Annotated in this window: 13 protein-coding genes; 8 read left to right on the forward strand and 5 right to left on the reverse strand. The window is 68.7% G+C overall.

What is annotated here, in order from left to right; genetic code table 11:
- From GQR91_RS01300 to GQR91_RS01315, 4 genes are read left to right on the forward strand one after another with little or no spacing between them, the layout of a single operon-like run.
- Positions 1 to 144: a hypothetical protein gene (locus GQR91_RS01300; protein ID WP_160146778.1), complete on the forward strand. Its 144-nt coding sequence runs from the start codon at positions 1 to 3 to the stop codon at positions 142 to 144.
- Positions 145 to 176: 32 nt separating this feature from the next.
- Positions 177 to 365, forward strand: a complete 189-nt coding sequence (locus GQR91_RS01305; protein WP_149682529.1) for a hypothetical protein — start codon at positions 177 to 179, stop codon at positions 363 to 365.
- Between the two features lie 33 nt (positions 366 to 398).
- Positions 399 to 1,394, forward strand: coding sequence for a PAS domain S-box protein (locus tag GQR91_RS01310; protein WP_149682528.1), 996 nt, complete (start codon positions 399 to 401; stop codon positions 1,392 to 1,394).
- A complete protein-coding gene (locus GQR91_RS01315; RefSeq protein WP_160146776.1) occupies positions 1,381 to 2,871 on the forward strand; it encodes a sensor histidine kinase in 1,491 nt (496 codons plus the stop codon). Before GQR91_RS01310 ends, GQR91_RS01315 begins: the two co-directional genes overlap by 14 nt.
- A 21-nt stretch (positions 2,872 to 2,892) precedes the next feature.
- Here GQR91_RS01315 and GQR91_RS01320 read toward each other — a convergent pair whose 3' ends face one another.
- The 5 genes from GQR91_RS01320 to GQR91_RS01340 form a co-directional block, all read right to left on the reverse strand.
- Positions 2,893 to 3,264: a response regulator gene (locus GQR91_RS01320; RefSeq protein WP_112383033.1), complete on the reverse strand. Its 372-nt coding sequence runs from the start codon at positions 3,262 to 3,264 to the stop codon at positions 2,893 to 2,895.
- A gap of 97 nt (positions 3,265 to 3,361) precedes the next feature.
- Positions 3,362 to 5,731 (reverse strand): TonB-dependent receptor, encoded by a 2,370-nt coding sequence (locus GQR91_RS01325; RefSeq protein WP_149682526.1) that lies wholly within the window; start codon positions 5,729 to 5,731, stop codon positions 3,362 to 3,364.
- 89 nt (positions 5,732 to 5,820) lie between these two features.
- Positions 5,821 to 7,053, reverse strand: a complete 1,233-nt coding sequence (locus tag GQR91_RS01330; RefSeq protein WP_112383032.1) for an MFS transporter — start codon at positions 7,051 to 7,053, stop codon at positions 5,821 to 5,823.
- The gene (locus tag GQR91_RS01335; RefSeq protein ID WP_149682525.1) at positions 7,050 to 8,126 is read right to left on the reverse strand and encodes an LLM class flavin-dependent oxidoreductase; all 1,077 of its coding nucleotides are present in this window, start codon (positions 8,124 to 8,126) and stop codon (positions 7,050 to 7,052) included. The genes GQR91_RS01330 and GQR91_RS01335 overlap by 4 nt, the downstream gene beginning before the upstream one ends.
- Complete coding sequence (locus tag GQR91_RS01340) at positions 8,123 to 9,016, reverse strand: aldo/keto reductase (RefSeq protein ID WP_235904041.1); 894 nt, start codon at positions 9,014 to 9,016, stop codon at positions 8,123 to 8,125. Before GQR91_RS01340 ends, GQR91_RS01335 begins: the two co-directional genes overlap by 4 nt.
- Before the next feature lie 29 nt (positions 9,017 to 9,045).
- Here GQR91_RS01340 and GQR91_RS01345 point away from each other — a divergent pair, with 29 nt between their 5' ends.
- From GQR91_RS01345 to GQR91_RS01360, 4 genes are all read left to right on the forward strand, one after another.
- Entirely contained in the window at positions 9,046 to 10,131 is a 1,086-nt protein-coding gene (locus tag GQR91_RS01345) for a Gfo/Idh/MocA family protein (protein ID WP_149682524.1), read from the forward strand.
- Positions 10,132 to 10,309: 178 nt separating this feature from the next.
- Complete coding sequence (locus GQR91_RS01350; RefSeq protein ID WP_149682523.1) at positions 10,310 to 11,074, forward strand: AcvB/VirJ family lysyl-phosphatidylglycerol hydrolase; 765 nt, start codon at positions 10,310 to 10,312, stop codon at positions 11,072 to 11,074.
- Positions 11,075 to 11,178: 104 nt separating this feature from the next.
- Entirely contained in the window at positions 11,179 to 13,803 is a 2,625-nt protein-coding gene (gene mprF, locus GQR91_RS01355) for a bifunctional lysylphosphatidylglycerol flippase/synthetase MprF (protein WP_149682522.1), read from the forward strand.
- 29 nt (positions 13,804 to 13,832) lie between these two features.
- On the forward strand, positions 13,833 to 17,059 hold a 3,227-nt coding region (locus GQR91_RS01360), incomplete at its 3' end, for a glycosyltransferase (protein ID WP_164727719.1).

A 17,059-nucleotide genomic window follows, 5' to 3' on the forward strand; every position in this document is an offset into this window, starting at 1 on the left:
ATGACCGATCACAAGAAGAAGGGCGATTTCCACAAGAACGGCAAGGACGATATCGGCGGCAATGCCAAGCAGGACAATGACCGCAACCCCGACGATCACAGCCGCACCGGCGGGCAGAATGCCGGTCATGGCGGACATAAATAACGTCCTTCGAAAACGCTGAAGTGGAGATCGACATGGCGCAGAAAGGTGCGGGTGGAAATCCCGGGGCGATTACTGCCAAGGGGGGGGACGGGGCGAGGGGCAGTCTGGGGACCGGTCGCGGCGGCGGTACGGGGACGGGTGCGAAGAAAACGGCCACCAAGAAGTCGCCCGACAAGGGCGAGGACGGCAAAGACAATTCGGGCGGCGGTCATCTGGATTAGTGTCGATCACCCGCACGCGTCGTAAGAGGCGCGATGGCTGAACCGGCGCACACACTCGAACGCCAACAGGCCCTGGTCGATTTCGGCGATTTCGTGCTGGATTGCGACGATCTGCCGATCATCTTGGAAGAGGCAAGCCGCCTGATCGCCGGCGCTCTGCGGGCTGCGACGGCGACGATCGTGAAAGGCGAAGCCGACACAAGCGGGTCGGTCGAGGTGCCGATCCTTCTGCCGGGACGCAGGCTCTATGGCGTGTTGCGGGTCGAGCCGGATGTGGCCCGCCCGTTCGATCCGGCGGACATGCAGTTCCTGCGCCTGTGGGCGATCGCGCTCGGCCCGGTGATCGACCGGCTGGACAAGGCGCGCGCGCTGGAGCGGGCCACCACGCTCAACCGGTTGATCGTCGAGAATGCGCAAGACTATGCGCTGGTCTTCACCGACGCCGATGGCCGGATCGACGGCTGGTTGCCCGGCGCGCAGGCGGTGTTTGGCTGGACGGAGGCAGAGGCGATCGGCCAGTCCGACGCCATGCTGTTCACGCCGGAGGACCGCGCCGCGGGCGTGCCGCAATGGGAAATGGGCGTGGCGCGCCGCGACGGCCGGGCGCCGGATACGCGCTGGCATTGCCGCAAGGATGGCAGCCGCGTCTTCATCAACGGCCAGACGACCGCGCTCCGGCACGACGACGGATCGATCGCCGGCTTCATGAAGATCGGGCAGGACGTCACCGCGCGCAAGCGGGTGGATGCGGCCCTCCAGGAAAGCGAGCTGCGCCTGGCCAGCATTCTGGACCAGGTGCCGATCGGCGTCGGCCTGTTCGATACCGACGGGCGCTTCACGCTGAAGAACCCGCAATTGCAGCACCTGATCGGCGACCGCATACCTTCATGCGATCCGGTGGAGGGGCAGCATTGGCAGGCGTTCGACGCGCAAGGCGATGCCGTGGCAGAGCAGGACTATCCCGGTGCCCGCGCACTGCGCGGGGAAAGAACCACCGTTCCGGTCGACTTCCGCCATGTCGGGGGTTGACGGCGAGCGCTGGTTGCGTGTCACCGCGGTGCCGATGATGGCGGGCGACACCGTCACCGGCGGCGTCGCCGTATTGCAGGACGTGACGCAGGAACGCAGCGCGCAGATCGCCCTGCAGATATTGGCGGCGCGCAACCGCGAGATACTGGAAAGCATCTCCGACGCATTCTACGCGGTCGATGCGCAGTGGCGGCTCACCTATATCAACCGCAAGGCGGAAGAAATCTGGGGCCGCTCGCGCCGCGACCTGCTCGGCCTCAATCTGTGGGAAGCCTTTCCGGCGACGTTCGAGCCCCAGGCGCATGACGCCCACCTGCGCGCGGCGGAGACGCGCGAGGTCGTCCGGATGGAGACGGGCTCGGCGATCCGGGGGCACTGGATCGATCTGACCATCTACCCGGCCGCGGACGGCCTTTCGGTGTATTTCCGCGACATTTCCGAACGCAAGACCGCCGAGGATCGCCTGCGCGAAAGCGAGGAGCGCCACCGCGCGATCCTGGACAGCGTGCTGGACTATGCGATCTTCACCACCGATGGGGAGGGGCGGATCGAGACGTGGCCGCGCGGTGCCGAGGCGGTGTTCGGATGGAGCGCCGCGGAAGCGGTCGGCCGGCATGCCGCCATCACCTTCGTGCCCGAGGATCGCGACGCCGGCGTGCCTGACGCCGAACTGGCGGAGGCGCGCGACACCGGCTTTGCCGCCAATGTGCGCTGGCACCGGCGCAAGGACGGCCGGCGCGTGTTCATCGAGGGATCGACCCGCCCGCTGCGCGGCGACGGTGCAGAGCCGCTCGGCTATCTGAAGGTGGGACAGGACGTCACCCAGCGCCGGCAATGGGAGGGGCGGCAGACCGTGCTGGTCGCCGAGTTGCAGCATCGCACCCGCAACCTGATCGCCGTCGTCCGCTCCATGGCGGACAAGACGATGCGCCGTGCCGCCGATCTCGGCGATTTCCGCGAGAAGTTTCGCGACCGGCTGGAGGCCCTGGCGCGCGTGCAGGGATTGCTGTCGCGGCTGGACGAGCATGACCGGGTAACCTTTGACGAACTGGTGCGCACCGAACTGACCGCGCTGGGGGTGCCGGATGCCGGGCCGGAACGGGTCGTGCTGGACGGCCCTGCGGGCATTCGCCTGCGCTCCGGCACAGTGCAGACGCTGGCGATGGCGCTGCACGAACTGGCGACCAACGCCGCCAAATACGGCGCGCTGCATCAGCCGGAGGGTCAACTGGTCCTTTCCTGGCGTTTCGAGGCCAATGGCGAGGGCGATCGGCCGTGGCTGCATATCGACTGGCGCGAACACGGTGTCGTCATGCCCGATCCGGGCACCGCGCCCCATGGCTCCGGCCAGGGCCGCGAACTCATCGAACGGGCCCTGCCTTATCAGCTCAAGGCCCGGACCAGCTACGCACTGGAGGAGGACGGGGTGCGTTGCACGATCAGCATCGCGGTCTCCGCCACCGTCGCCGACGGGTAGCGACCGCCTGCGCTCCGCCGTTCAGCCGTGGATCACGCGCCCGATCGCCTGCGTCACGATCCGGAGGTTGATCGGCTTTTCGCATTGCACGACGCCGTCGAAACGCTCCGGGATCACCGATCGGTCATAGCCGGTGGTGAACACGAAGGGCACGCCGCGTTCGGCCAGCAGGTCTGCCGCGGCGAACACCATGTCCCCGTCCAGATTCACGTCGAGAATGCCGCCATGGATGGCATCGCTCGCCCGGATCAGCGCCTCTGCATCGCGGATGCTGCCCACCGGTCCCAGCACGACGGCACCGGCGTCTTCCAGCTCCATGCAAAGCTCGTCGGCGAGCATATACTCATCCTCGACAACAAGGATGTGGCAATTGCGAAGCGAGGGGTCAGCCATGCGCCCATGTCCGGATATCGATCGTCATGGCACGGGCGATAGGCCAGCGTGCGCCGGCCCGCGCCAACGTGCATGAGGTTTCCGACAAACCCGGTCGTCAGAAGCCGATCCGGCCGATCACCCCGAAATAGCGATCCGCCTCGCGCGGGATGATGTAGCGATAGCTGCCGCCCGGCCCGCCGCTGGTGATCGATGCGGCGAAGCTCTGATCGAACAGGTTCTTCACCTGAAAGCCCAGCCGGAAGCGATCCCGCGCGTCGATCAGCGCAACGCCGAGATCGACCAAGGCATAATCGCCGATCGTCGTCGCCTGCCGGATCGCGGGCGAGGCATCGAACTGGCTGATCTGGTCGGACTGCCACGATCCTTGCGCGTTCAGCCCGAAATCGACCGCTCCGCCGGTGCGGATCCGCCAGTCGCCGGCCAGCGACGCCTTCCATTCCGGCGCATAGGCCAGCCGCGTGCCGGGCGCGATCACGCCGGTGACGGTGCCGGTCGGCTGGCGGAACCGGTCGACATGCGCATCGGTATAGGCCAGCCCACCCGACAGCGACACGTCGCGCGCCGGGTTCCAGATCAGGTCCAGCTCGCCACCCCTCGTGGAAATGCGCCCGGCATTGGTGAAGCGGGTGACGAGGACGCCGGCCACCACATCCGGGTTGTTCGCCTGAAAATTGTCGTAGCGCGCGTAATAGGCGGCCAGGTTCAACACCAGCTTGCCACCGAACAGCGTGTTCTTGATCCCCGCCTCGTAGCTGTCGACCGTTTCCGGTTCGATGACATTGGTGCCGGTGCCCGCCAGATTGTAGAAGATGTTGTAGGCCGGGCCCTTATAGCCACGCGTCCAGGTGGCGTAGACGGTGTGGTCGTGCGACAGGTCGAACTGCGCGCCGGCCATGCCCGACCAGTTGTCGTTGGTCGTCTTGGTGGTGAAGGGGATGCCGTTGGCGGCAACCACCGCCTGCGTCTGGGCCGTTGTCGGCGCCACGCCGTTCGTGACCAGCGAGACGTAGCGGTCGTACACGCCCTGGTCGAAATTGGGCTGGATACCCGGCCCGGTCAGGGCGGTCTGCCGGATGTGGAAGACGTTCAACTGGTCATGGGTGAAGCGGATACCGCCGAGCAGGCGCAACCGCTCGCTGACATTGACGGTGAAGCGCCCGAACGCGGCGAGGTTCTTGAAGGTCGACCCGAAATTCGCGGTGCCCGTCGGCCGCGTCACGGTGACGCCGGGCGCATCGCATCCGGTCAGCACCGCAGCGTTCGGCGCGCACAGCGTGACGTCGCGGCGGAAGGTACGCTCCGTATCCGCCCAGCTGTAGAAGACGCCGCCGACATAATCGACCAGCCCGCCGCTCGGCGACGTGATCCGAACCTCCTGCGTGAAGGTGCGGCCCACCTGCGGCCCGAAATCGTGGAGCTCGTTCAGCCCGGCATTGGCATAGGGTTGCGCCAGCCAGTCGCCGTCGCGGATTTCGGTATTGTCGTAACGGCGCCATGCGGTGATCGAGGTGAGCGTGTTTCGGCCCAGCGTCGCATCGATCTGGAGCGAGCCACCATAGCTTTCCTCACTGGTCGCGGTCACCAGATTCTGGCGCACCCGGCGCGTGCGGTTGCCCAGGGGCGTGGGAAGGATCTGCGCGGCGAGATTGTTGGGGGTCGTCCCGATCACCTCCGCGCAGCAGTCATCATCGGCCTTGCGATAATCGCCGATCAGCGTGATCGTCAGGTCCGGTGTCGGATCGGCGACGACGATGCCGCGCACGCCCCAGCGCTCATAGCCGTTGACGCGGCGATCGACATTGGGCGCCTCGTTGAACAGGTTGCCGTCATATTTGCTGTAGAAGCCGGTGACGCGGCTCGCCACCCGCTCGCCCAGCGGCACGTCGATCGCGGCGCGGGCGCGATATTCGTTGCCATTGTCGAAGAAGAAGCCGCCTTCCGCATAGCCAGACAGGTCGCGCCCCGGCTTGCGGCTGACGATGTTGATGACGCCCGCCGACGCGTTCTTGCCGAACAGCGTGCCCTGCGGCCCGCGCAGCACCTCGATCCGCTCGATATCGACAAGGTCGCTGAACGCCTCGCCGGCGCGGCTGTAGACCACGCCGTCCACCACCGTGGACACCGACGGCTCGCCCGCGATCGAAAAGGTGGAGGTGCCGACGCCGCGCAGGAACAGCGACTGGTTGATGCTCGTCCCCGATTTGCGGAAGTTGAGCGTGGGAACCAGATATTGCGCGCTTTCCAGGTTGATGCCGCCCTGTCGCGCGATCAGGTCGCCGCCGATCACCGACACCGCGACCGGCACGTCCTGCAACCGCTCCTCGCGCTTCTGCGCGGTGACGACGATATCGCCGCTGCGCTGCTCGGCCTGGGGCGTCTCCGGCGTGGCATCCTGCGCCGCGGCGGGGCTGGCGAACGCGGCGACCAGCGCGGCGGTCGCGGCGCGGGTGAAAAGATGGTTCATGGACAGGCTCCCCGGCATCATTGTTTCGGGGGTAGCTTGTATATCCCACCGGTGAAATGGGAATATGGCTTTACTTCATGGCGGGTTGATCAGGCTTTAGCGCGGGGGACGGCGGGCATCATCATGCGCAGCCACGCAAATCCCAGCAGATAGGACGCGCCTGCGAATACGAACAGCGGCGTATAGCCCCCACCCGCGCTCAGCACCGCGCCCGTCACCCACACGATCGCGACGCCGCCCAGATTGCCGCAGAACGCGCCGAACGCGGTCACCCGGCCGACCTTGCTGCGTGGCACCACATCGGTGATCGTGCCGAAGATGCTGAGCGAGAAACCCTGATGCCCGGCCAGCACCAGCCCCATCATCACCGTCACCGCCCAATAGCTGTCGATGCGCAGGATGACCGGCACCGGCGCCACGACCAGTGCGGAGACCAGCATCACCGCGGCGCGCACCCGCGCGGGCGCCCAGCCCCGCGCCATCAACCGCCCGGACACCCATCCCGCCAGCAAGGCGCCCAGCCCCGATCCCAGGAACGCGATCGCCAGCGGCAGACCGAGTTGCTCGGTGGAAAGCCCCAGCTCGCGACGATAGAAATCGGGCAGCCAGAAGTTCAACAGCCACCACGTCGCATCGGACAGCGCCTTGGCGACGACGATCGCCCAGGTCCGCCGCTCCAGCAGGATCGGGCCATAGGGCGCCGCGCCGTCCGCATAGTCCAATGCGGGATCCTCGGCAGCATCGTCGAACACCACGCCGCGCGCCGCGATCCACCACAGCGCCAGCACGACGAACCCCCCGGCCCCCGCAAAGATCAGCGCGCCCCGCCAGCCCCAGGCTGCGGCCAGCACGGGGATGAAGAAGGGCAAGGTGATCGTGCCCGCCGCGCCGATCAGCGTGCCGGCCCCGATCGCCAGCGACCGCAGCCTGGGGCCGAACAAGGTCGCCACCGTCTTGATGGTCAGTGGCGTCTGCACCGCCTCGGTCGCGCCCAGGCCGACGCGCGCGGCGACCACCTGCCACCCGGTCATCGCCCAGCCATGCACCGCAGCCGCCAGGCTCCAGGCGGTGACGCCCGCCACCATCGACCGGCGCACGCCCAGCCGGTCGATCATCCAGCCGGTGAACAGGTAGGATAGCGCCGCGGCAAACTGCGTCACCGCCGCCAGCCGCCCGAAATCGGCATCGCTCCACCCGAACTCCGCCGACATGTCGGGTTTCAGGATGGCGATGATCGGCCGGTCCATCGCGTTGAAGATGCCCGCCGCGCAGAGCAGCGCGAACAGCAGCCAGGCGCGCGAGCGCGAAAGCGAAGAGGTCAAGGCTGCAGCGGCGCGTGATCGAGGTGCGGCAGCACGTGGCGCGCGAACAGGTCCGCCTCCGCCGCGTGCGGGTAGCCGGACAGGATGAACGCCTCGATCCCCTCCGCCCGGTACGCGTTCAGCTTGGCGAGCACCTGATCGGGATCGCCGACGATCGCCGCGCCGCAGCCCGAGCGCGCCCGGCCGATCCCGGTCCACAGATTATCCTCGACATAGCCGTCCTGCCGCGCCGCTTGCTCGCGCAGTTCGGCCTGCCGTGCGACGCCGGCCGACTGGCTGTCCAGCGACTTGGCGCGGATGGCCGCCCCCGTATCGGCATCCAGCTTCGACACCAGGCGTTCCGCAGCCCGGCGTGCCTTGGCCTCCGTCTCGCGCACCACGACATGGACGCGGTAGCCGAATTTCAGCGTACGGCCCCGCGCCGCGGCGCGCGCGCGCAGGTCCGCGACGATGCCGCGCACGCCCGCCATCGTATCGGGCCACATCAGATAGACGTCCGCCCCTGCCGCCGCGGCATCGCGGGCCGCGGGCGACAGGCCGCCGAAGTAGAAGGACGGGCAGCGGCCGGACACCGTCGTCACGCGCGGCGGCGCGACATCCAGTTGCCAGAACTCGCCGTCATGGCGCAGGGGCTCGCCGTTCAGCAGCGTGCGCAGGATGTGCATGGCCTCCACCGTGCGGCGGTAGCGCGGGGCGCTTTCCAGCGTCTGGCCGGGCAGGTCGCTGGAAATGATGTTCACCGTCAGGCGTCCGCCCAGCATCCGGTCGATCGTGGCGATCTGGCGCGCCAGTTGCGGCGGCCAGCTTTCGCCGATCCGCACCGCCATCAGCAGGCGGATACGCGTGACCAGTGCCGCCATCCCTGCGGCAAAGGCGGTGGTGTCGATCCCCAGCGCATAGCCCGACGGTAGCAGCACATTGTCGAAGCCTCCGCTTTCCGCCTGCAACACGATGTCGCGACAATGCTCGAAACTGGACGCCAGCCGGGCGTCGGGCACGCCCAGAAACTCGTAATCGTCATCGCACAGCGCGGAGAACCAGCTTACCTCGCACGGGGGCAGCGCGGCGGTCATGGCAGGCGCTCCCCGGTGCCCGCCTGCATCACCGCATACCAGCGCTCCCGGTCCCATTCGACCTTGAAGGCGTCGGTGGACGCGCGGATGCGAGCGGCCTTTTGCGACCCGACGATCGGAATGATCCGCGCCGGATGCACCATGATCCAGCTCAGCGCCGCGGCGACCGCATCGACGCCGTAGACCGCACCCTGCTCCGCCAGCAACGCCCCTGCGGCATGCCCCGTATCGGTCAACCGCCCTCCGCCCAGCGGCGACCAGGCCAGCACCGAAACATTCGCCGCCATCGCCTGGTCCAGCGTGCCGTCGTACAAGGGCGCGACGCACAGCGGCGAAAATTCGGGCTGCGTCGATACGATCGGCAGGTTCAGGAAACGCTGCAACGCGCCCAGCTCCGCCGGGCTGTGGTTCGACACGCCGACGCTGCGCACCTTGCCCGCCTCGACCAGCCGGGTCAGCGCGGCGGCGACCTCCTGCGGATGGGTCAGGAAGTCGCGGCGGTGGATCTGGTACAGGTCGATCACATCGGTCTGCAGGCGGCGCAGAGAGGCGTCGCACGCCGCCGCCAGATAGTCGGCGCTCGTATCATAGGGCACCGGTGGGGTGATCCCACCCTTGGTGGCCAGCACGATCCGGCCGCGCAGCCCCCTGTCTGCGGCCAGCACCTCGCCCAGTATCGCCTCCGCGCCGCCAAAGCCCTCGGGCGCGTCGAAACCGTAGATGTCGGCGGTGTCGAACAGGGTGATTCCGGCATCCAGCGCGGCATGGACGAGCGCCGTGGCCGCCGCCACCTCCCCCGTCAGCCGCCACATGCCCCAGGCGATGGGGGAGACGGAAATGTCGCTGTTGCCGAGTTGGCGGGGCTGGCGATCGGGAAGGAGCTTGTGCATATGCCCATCAGGTAAATAGGAAATCGGCTATGACTTCAACCGTTCGCTACGGCATCGTCGGCACCGGGATGATGGGCGTGGAGCATATCCGCAACATCGCAATTCTTCCCGGCGCCGAGGTCGCAGCTATCGTGGATCCGGTGGCCACGTCCCTCGACTGGGCGCGCGACGCGCTTGGCGAGGGTGCCGCCTCCGTCGCGGCGTTCGGCGACGTGGCCAGCTTCGCGCGCGAGGCGCGGGTCGATGCGGTGGTGGTCGCCTCCCCCAACTATACCCACCGCGACGTGCTGGCGCCGCTGTTCGCGACCGGGGCTGCGATCCTGTGCGAAAAGCCGCTGGCGACGACGATGGCGGATGCGCGCTGGATCGTGGAGCAGACCGCCGACCGCGACGCGCCATTCTGGACCGGCATGGAATATCGCTACATGCCGCCCGCCGCCGCCTTTATCGAACAGGTGCATGGCGGCCGCATCGGCCGCTTGCAGATGCTGTCGATGCGCGAACATCGCTTTCCCTTCCTTCAAAAGGTCGGCGACTGGAACCGCTTCTCCCGCAATACGGGCGGCACGATGGTGGAGAAATGCTGCCATTTCTTCGACCTGATGCGCCTGATCGTGCAGGCGGAGCCGGTGCGGGTCTTCTGTTCCGGGGGGACGGACGTGAACCATCTGGACGAACGCTATGGCGGTGAACGACCCGACATCATCGACAACAGCTATACCGTGGTGGACTTCGCCAACGGCGTCCGCGCGATGCTGGACCTGTGCATGTTCGCCGAGGGTGCGGAACATCAGGAGGAAATCTCCGCGACCGGTGACAAGGCGCGGCTCGACGTGCTCATTCCGCCCGGCGACCTGGTGTTCAGCCCCCGTGTCGAATGGCCTGCGCCCAAGACGCCGGAGGTCACGCATATATCGGTCGACGATGCCGCGATGCGTGCCGGCTCGCACCACGGCGCCACCTATTACCAGCATGCCGCCTTTCTGGCCGCGGTGCGGGGCGAAGCCCCCGTGCACGTCACCGCCGAGGATGGCCTGCGCGCCGTTGCGATTGGCACTGCGGCCGAGATCAGCGCCCGCGAACGCCGCGTGGTGGAGATGGCGGAATTGATCTAGCCGGACGCGGCGGGCGCGACATTACCGAAAGATCATCTTCCCGCCAGCCTGTTGATAAGGCGCCCTGCCTAATCGCCGTGATCATGCAGGGCCCGGCTCCCCTTCCCCCTCTCCCCGGGCAGCAGCCGCTGCAACGGGGGGGATCATCGCCGGCTCGTCGCCATCGAGGAGGTCGCCGATGCCATCGCCATCCCCCCTTGCGCGCCGCATGTTGGAAACCCCGTCACGCCGCCGGTTCGGTTTCGTCATGCTGCTTGCCGGCCTGGCGCTGGTGCTGGGGGCGATCGGCTATCTGGGATATATCGGCTGGTTCGGCGGCCCCGTTTATCGGCTGGTTCCCGCCGCCGGGGCGGCACCCGCGCGTGAGCGCGGCGTCGCGGCCGTCTTCCTGTCCGGTGACTCCGGGGCCAACACCGGCATGGCACCGCACCTGATACAGGCGATCGCCGACCGCGGCGTGCCGGTGCTTGCCATCAATTCCCTGACCGCCTTTGCCCATCGCCGCACGCCCGAACAGGCGCGCATGTTGATCGTGGAGGCGACCCGGCGTGCGCTGGCACTGCCCGGCGTGCAGCGCGTCGTCCTTGCCGGCCAGTCCTTCGGGGCCGACATGCTGCAATTCGGCGTCGCCACGATGCCGGCGAGCCTGCGGCCGCGCATCGTTCAGGTCATCCTGGCGGTGCCCGGCGATTCCCTCGTCTTCAAGGCGACGCCCGGCGGCTTTCTGGATGGCCCGCCGGACCGCGCCGCCTTGCCCAGCGCGCGCAGCATCGACTGGCTGCCGGTCACCTGCATCCACGGCACGCAGGAGGAGAACAGCCTGTGCCCGCTGCTCCACGCCCGTAACGTGCGCCGCGTGACCCTGCCGGGCGACCATTATCTGCACCATGACGCCGCGGCATTGTCCGCAACGATCTGGCAAGCGATCCGCCGGGGCGGATGATCGGCGCCGCGGATGACGGAATGTTCATCCGGCGTCGATCCGCCGGCAAGCTCGGCGACCCTATTGCGGTCGCATCGCACCATGCGATGACTGGAGCGCCGTTCATGACCATCACGCCCCGCGTGGCTGATCCGCTGGCGCTTGTCCGCCGGTACCGCATCGCGCTGACCATTGCCGCGACGTTGGTGCTGGGGATTGCGGCGATGGAGGCGCTGACGCGCCAGATCACCTTTGCCCAGGTGCGCGCGGCGCTGCACGCGCTGGCGCCTGCCCGCATCGCGATGGCGATCGCGCTGACCGCCGGCAGCTATCTTGCCCTGACCTTTTACGACGTGCTGGCGCTGCGCATCATCGGCCGGCCACTACCATGGCGGATCGCGGCGCTCGCCTCGTTCACCAGCTACACGCTCAGCCACAATCTGGGGCTTTCGCTGCTGACCGGCGGATCGGCACGCTATCGCATCTACACCCGCGCGGGACTGGACGGTCCCGATGTCGCGCGCGTGATCGCGGTCGCGAGCGCGACCTTCTGGACGGGCATCGTCATCATCGCGGGGGCCGCGCTGCTCGTCCGGCCGGGCGCGCTGGCGGTCGGCGGGCTCGTGATCCCGCCGGCGACGCTCCACCTCGCCGGAACCCTGATCCTCGCCGCGGCCGCGCTGCTGGTCGGCCTGTGCGCGCGAACGCGCGGACCGCTGCGGCTGTGGCGCTTTCACCTGCCACTTCCCTCCGTGGGCCAGGCCATGGTTCAGATCGGCATCGCCCTGCTCGACACGTCGGCTGCGGCCGCGGCGCTGTTCGTGCTGGTGCCGGATGCGACGCCCTGGCTGCTCCCCGCCTTCATCCTCGCCTATGCACTAGGCATCGTCGCTGCGGCGGTGACGCACATACCCGGTGGCATCGGCGTGTTCGAGGCCGTGGTGCTGGCGGTGCTGCCCGGCGACCGGACGACCGCCCTTGCCGCGTTGGTGGCGTACCGGGTGATCTACTACCTCGTGCCGCTCGGCGCCGCGATCACCCTGCTGGCCCTTCGCGAGGGGATGCGGCACCGGCGCCGCGCTGCACAGTGGCTTCACGAGGGGCGTGACGCCGCGGGCGGGATCGCACCGTCGTTGATGGCGGTGGCAAGCGCCCTTGGCGGCGCGTTGCTGTTGCTGTCCGGCTCGCTGCCGTCGCTGCATGCCCGCATGGGCGCCCTGGCCGCGATCGTGCCGCTGCCCTTCATGGAGGCGAGCCATATCGCCGCCAGCCTGGTCGGCACCGGGCTGCTTCTGCTTGCGCCGGGCCTGTATCGCCGGCTCGACGGAGCGTTCGTCGCGGCGCGGGTCTTGCTGATCGCGGGTGCGATATTCTCGCTGTGCAAGGGCATCGACTATGAAGAGGCGGCGGTCTGCCTGTCGCTGGCCGGGTTGCTGCAATGGACCCGCGCGGCCTTCTACCGCCACACCGCCCTGACCCAGACGCCGCTGTCGGGTGCATGGCTGGCCGCATTGGCCGCGCTGTTGACGGGTATCGCCTGGATCGGCCTGTTCGCCTATCGCCATGTGCCCTATGACGATGCGCTGTGGTGGCGCTTCGCATGGACCGGCGATGCCCCGCGCTTCCTGCGGGCGACGCTCGCGGCGGCGGTGTTGCTGGCGGCGGTGACCCTGTGGCGCTGGCTGGGTCCGGCCCCCGTGGTCGAGGAGACGCCGGTCGACCCGGCGGCGATCGCCGACGTGCTGACGGGGGCCGATCGCACCGATGCCATGCTGGCGCTGACCGGCGACAAGCGGTTCCTGCTGTCCGAGGACGGGCAGGCGATGCTGATGTACCAGCGGCGCGGCGCCACTTGGGTCGTGATGGGCGACCCGGTCGGCGACCCCGCCGCCTGGCCGGCGCTGCTCTGGCGCATCCGTGACATGGCCGACCGGGCGCAGGGGCGGCTGCTGCTGTATCAGATCAGCACCCCCGTTCTCGACCTGGCGATCGGCATGGGCCTGAGCATCGTCAAATATGGCGAGGAGGCGATCATCGACCTGCCGGACATGACGTTCGAGACCCCGCGCCTGCGCTCGCTGCGCAAGGCGGAGCGCGCCGCCGCCCGCCGCGGCCTGTCGTTCCGGATCGTGCCGGCGGGCGCGGTGCCGGTGATCCTGGATGCGCTGGAGGCGGTGTCCGACGAATGGATGCGCGCCAAGGGGCATGCCGAAAAGGGCTTCAGCCTCGGCCGGTTCGACCGCGACTATATCTGCCGGTTCGATGTCGCACTGGCGATGGCGGGCGACCGCATCGTCGCCTTCGCCAATCTGTGGTTGACCGCAAATGGCCGGGAAGCGTCCGTGGATCTGATGCGCCACCGCAGCGATGCCCCGCATGGTACGATGGACTTCCTGTTCTACCACATCATCGACTGGGCGATGGCGCGCCGTTACGCCCGCTTCTCGCTGGGCATCGCGCCGCTGTCGGGCATCGCCGGACGCCGGCTGGCGCCCGCATGGGCGCGGGCGGCGGCGCTGATCTTCCGGCATGGCGAACGCTTCTACGGCTTTCGCGGGCTACGCGCCTACAAGGAGAAGTTCGCCCCCCGCTGGGAGCCGCGCTACATCGCCGGGCCGCGCGGGCTGGCGCTGGTCCAGGCGCTGCGCGACCTGTCGCTGCTGGTCGGCAGCGTGGCGCCGCGGCAAGATGACCAAGCGGTAATCTCCGGCCCAGTGTCCGCTCACCCGGCATCCCCTATCGCCGCCTGATCCGCATCTGCCACCGGAATTCACGCGCCATGTCCTCCCCCGTCTTCTTCGATCCCACCGGTCGCCGCAGCCGGATCTCGCGCCGGGCGCTGGCCGCGCTGCTGGTGGTCGTGGTGCTCGCCGCGCTGGCCTTTGCGACGACGTTGGTGATGATGCCCCACCGGCGCGAGCTGACCCTGCCCTTTCCGCACCCCCACGCCGCCGCTGCGCGCGGCGAGCCGCACCGCCACGGCATGGCCGCATGGCTGCCGCGGCGCGGGGGGGCGGCCGACCGGACCCCGCTCAGCATCGGCTTCTACGTGCCCGGCGACGATGCCAGCCTCGCCTCGCTGCGGCGCAACATCGCCGCGCTCGACTGGGTGGTGCCCTCGCTGGTCAACGTGGCGGGGCCCGATCACCGGTTCACGATCGCGGCCGATCCCGCCTTCGCACGCACCATGGCTGCCCTGCCGCATCCGCCCAAGGTCCTGCCGATGGTCCAGAACTTCGGCGGCGACGAATGGGACGGCACCGGCACGGCGCGGCTGCTCGCCGACCCGTCGGCGCGCGCGAAGCTGGCCGCCCGCCTGTCCGCGTTCGTGGCGCAGCGCCATGTCGCCGGGCTGGTCATGGATGTGGAGGCGCTGCCCGCAAGCGCGATGCAGCCCTATCTCGCCTTCCTGCGCCAGCTGCATGCCGCGCTCCCCGCCGGCAGCATCTTGGCCGTCACCGCCCCGGCGGAGGACGAGCGGTGGCCGCTGAAGGCCTTGGCGGCGGTGTCGGACAAGGTCATCTTCATGGCCTATGACCAGCATTGGGAGGGGGGTCAGGCCGGCCCCATCGCCGGGCAGGACTGGTTCGTCCGCCAGGTCGAGGACGCACGCCGGGCCATTCCCGGCGACAAGCTGGCGGTGGCGCTCGGCAGCTATGCCTATGACTGGCACGGCGACGACACCGATGCGCTGTCTATCGAAGAGGCCTGGCTTGCCGCGCATGACAGCGACACCGTGCCCCGCTTCGATCCCGCCAGCGGCAACGCCGCCTTCGCCTATGACGATAACGGTCAGCGTCACGACGTCTGGATGCTCGACGCCGCGACCAGCTGGAACGAGATGCAGGCGCTGAAGCGGCTCGGCATCGGCGACGTCGCCTTGTGGCGGCTGGGCAGCGAGGATCCCGGCTTCTTCGCCGACCTGGCGGCGATGCGCACCGGCACCCGCCCCGACCTGTCGCATCCGGCCGCGCTGCTCAACACCGATGTCGAGGGTTCGGGCGAGATCCTGCGCATCACCGCCACGCCGCGCGACGGCGCCCGCACGATCCGCACCGATGCGCAGGGCATCATTCGGGACGAACGCTATGCCGCCCTGCCGACGCCCTATGTCGTCCACCGCACCGGCGCGGGCGACCCCAAGGTGCTGGCGCTGACCTTCGACGACGGCCCGGACGGCACCTGGACGCCGCGCATCCTGGACGAACTGGAATCCGCGCAGGTCCCCGCCACCTTCTTCGTGGTGGGGGAGAATGCGCTGGCGCATCCCGCCCTGCTGAACCGCATCGTCGCCGACGGGGACGAGATCGGCAACCACAGCTACACCCATCCGAACATGGCGCGACTGGGGCCGCGCGGCACGCAACTGGAGCTGAACGCGACGCAGCGGCTGGTACAGGCCTATACCGGACGGTCGATGACGCTGTTCCGCGCGCCCTATTTCGGCGATGCGGAACCGACCACCACCGACGAACTGGGGCCGGCGCTGGCGGCGCAGCAGGCGGGCTATACCGTGGTCGGGCTCCACGTCGATCCCAATGACTGGCAGCGGCCGGGCACCGATGCCATCGTCGATCAGGTATTGACCCAGGTCGCCGACGCGACCGCGCAGAACAGCGGCAACGTCATCCTGCTCCATGATGGCGGCGGCGACCGCGCGCAGACCGTGGCGGCGCTGCCGCGCATCATCGCGGCGCTGAAGGCGAAGGGATACCGCTTCGTCACCGCCTCGCAACTGGTCGGCGTGTCGCCCGCCCAGGCGATGCCGCGCGTCGCCGGGCACGACCTGTGGGCGGTGCGCGCCGACGTCGCGATCTTCGTGGTGCTGGCCGGACTGTCGGCCCTGCTGGCCTGGCTGTTCTACGTCGCCATCACCCTCGGCATCGCGCGGGCGGTGATGATGGCGATACTGGCCCGCCTCCAGGCACGCCGCCACCGCGTCACCCCGCCCGACTTCTCCCCCGGCGTGTCGGTCGTCATCCCCGCCTTTAACGAGGAGCGCGTCATCGTCGCCTCGGTCGCACGCGTGCTGGCCAGCGACTATCCCGGCCTGCAAGTCATCGTCGCGGACGACGGTTCGAGCGACCGTACCAGCGCCCTCGTCGCCCAGGCCTTCGCACAGGACCCGCGCGTCCGGCTGCTAACGCTGCAAAATGGCGGCAAGGCGGCCGCGCTGAACCGCGCCTTGCTGGAGGCCGATGGCGAGATCGTCATCGCGCTCGATGCCGACACGCAGTTCGAGCCGGCAACGATCGCGCGGCTGGTACGCTGGTTTGCCGACCCGCGCATCGGTGCGGTCGCGGGCGACGCGCGCGTCGGCAATCGCGTCAACCTCGTCACCCGCTGGCAGGCGGTCGAATATATCACCGCGCAGAATCTGGAACGCCGCGCGCTGGCCGGGTTCAACGCGATGACGGTGGTGCCCGGGGCCGTCGGCGCATGGCGGCGCGCGGCGCTGGACATGGTGGGCGGCTATCCGGAGGATACGCTCGCCGAGGATCAGGATCTGACCATCGCCATCCAGCGCGCGGGCTGGCGCATCACCTACGATCCACAAGCCGTCGCCTGGACCGAGGCCCCCGAATCCTTTCGCGCGCTTGCCAAGCAGCGCTTCCGCTGGGCGTTCGGCACGCTGCAATGCCTGTGGAAGCACCGCGCCATTCTGCGCACCCGCAAGCCTTCCGGCCTCGCGCTGGTCGGCCTGCCGCAGGCATGGCTGTTCCAGATCGTCTTTGCGGCCATCTCGCCGCTGATCGATCTGGCGCTGCTGGTGTCGGTGGTCACGACCGCCCTGCGCGTCAGCCAGCATGGCTGGGCACAGACCAGCGGCGATGTCGGCACGATGGCGCTATACTGGATCGCCTTCACCACGATCGACATGGTGTGCGGCTGGGTCGGCTACCGGCTCGACGGCCGCGGCCTGCGCTTCCCCGCCCTGCTGCTCGTGGCGCAGCGGCTGGTCTATCGCCAGATCATGTATTGGGTCGTGCTGCGCGCCATTGCGGA

It is taken from the genome of Sphingomonas carotinifaciens, from assembly GCF_009789535.1.
GTDB lineage: Bacteria > Pseudomonadota > Alphaproteobacteria > Sphingomonadales > Sphingomonadaceae > Sphingomonas > Sphingomonas carotinifaciens.

What these genes read in the sequence shown, in the direction of transcription:
- GQR91_RS01300 (WP_160146778.1), top strand. Translation starts at nt 1, where the DNA reads ATGACCGATCACAAGAAGAAGGGCGATTTCCACAAGAACGGCAAGGAC.
- GQR91_RS01305 (WP_149682529.1), top strand. Translation starts at nt 177, where the DNA reads ATGGCGCAGAAAGGTGCGGGTGGAAATCCCGGGGCGATTACTGCCAAG.
- GQR91_RS01310 (WP_149682528.1), top strand. Translation starts at nt 399, where the DNA reads ATGGCTGAACCGGCGCACACACTCGAACGCCAACAGGCCCTGGTCGAT.
- GQR91_RS01315 (WP_160146776.1), top strand. Translation starts at nt 1,381, where the DNA reads ATGTCGGGGGTTGACGGCGAGCGCTGGTTGCGTGTCACCGCGGTGCCG.
- GQR91_RS01320 (WP_112383033.1), bottom strand. Translation starts at nt 3,264, where the DNA reads ATGGCTGACCCCTCGCTTCGCAATTGCCACATCCTTGTTGTCGAGGAT.
- GQR91_RS01325 (WP_149682526.1), bottom strand. Translation starts at nt 5,731, where the DNA reads ATGAACCATCTTTTCACCCGCGCCGCGACCGCCGCGCTGGTCGCCGCG.
- GQR91_RS01335 (WP_149682525.1), bottom strand. Translation starts at nt 8,126, where the DNA reads ATGACCGCCGCGCTGCCCCCGTGCGAGGTAAGCTGGTTCTCCGCGCTG.
- GQR91_RS01340 (WP_235904041.1), bottom strand. Translation starts at nt 9,016, where the DNA reads ATGCACAAGCTCCTTCCCGATCGCCAGCCCCGCCAACTCGGCAACAGC.
- GQR91_RS01345 (WP_149682524.1), top strand. Translation starts at nt 9,046, where the DNA reads ATGACTTCAACCGTTCGCTACGGCATCGTCGGCACCGGGATGATGGGC.
- GQR91_RS01350 (WP_149682523.1), top strand. Translation starts at nt 10,310, where the DNA reads ATGCCATCGCCATCCCCCCTTGCGCGCCGCATGTTGGAAACCCCGTCA.
- mprF (WP_149682522.1), top strand. Translation starts at nt 11,179, where the DNA reads ATGACCATCACGCCCCGCGTGGCTGATCCGCTGGCGCTTGTCCGCCGG.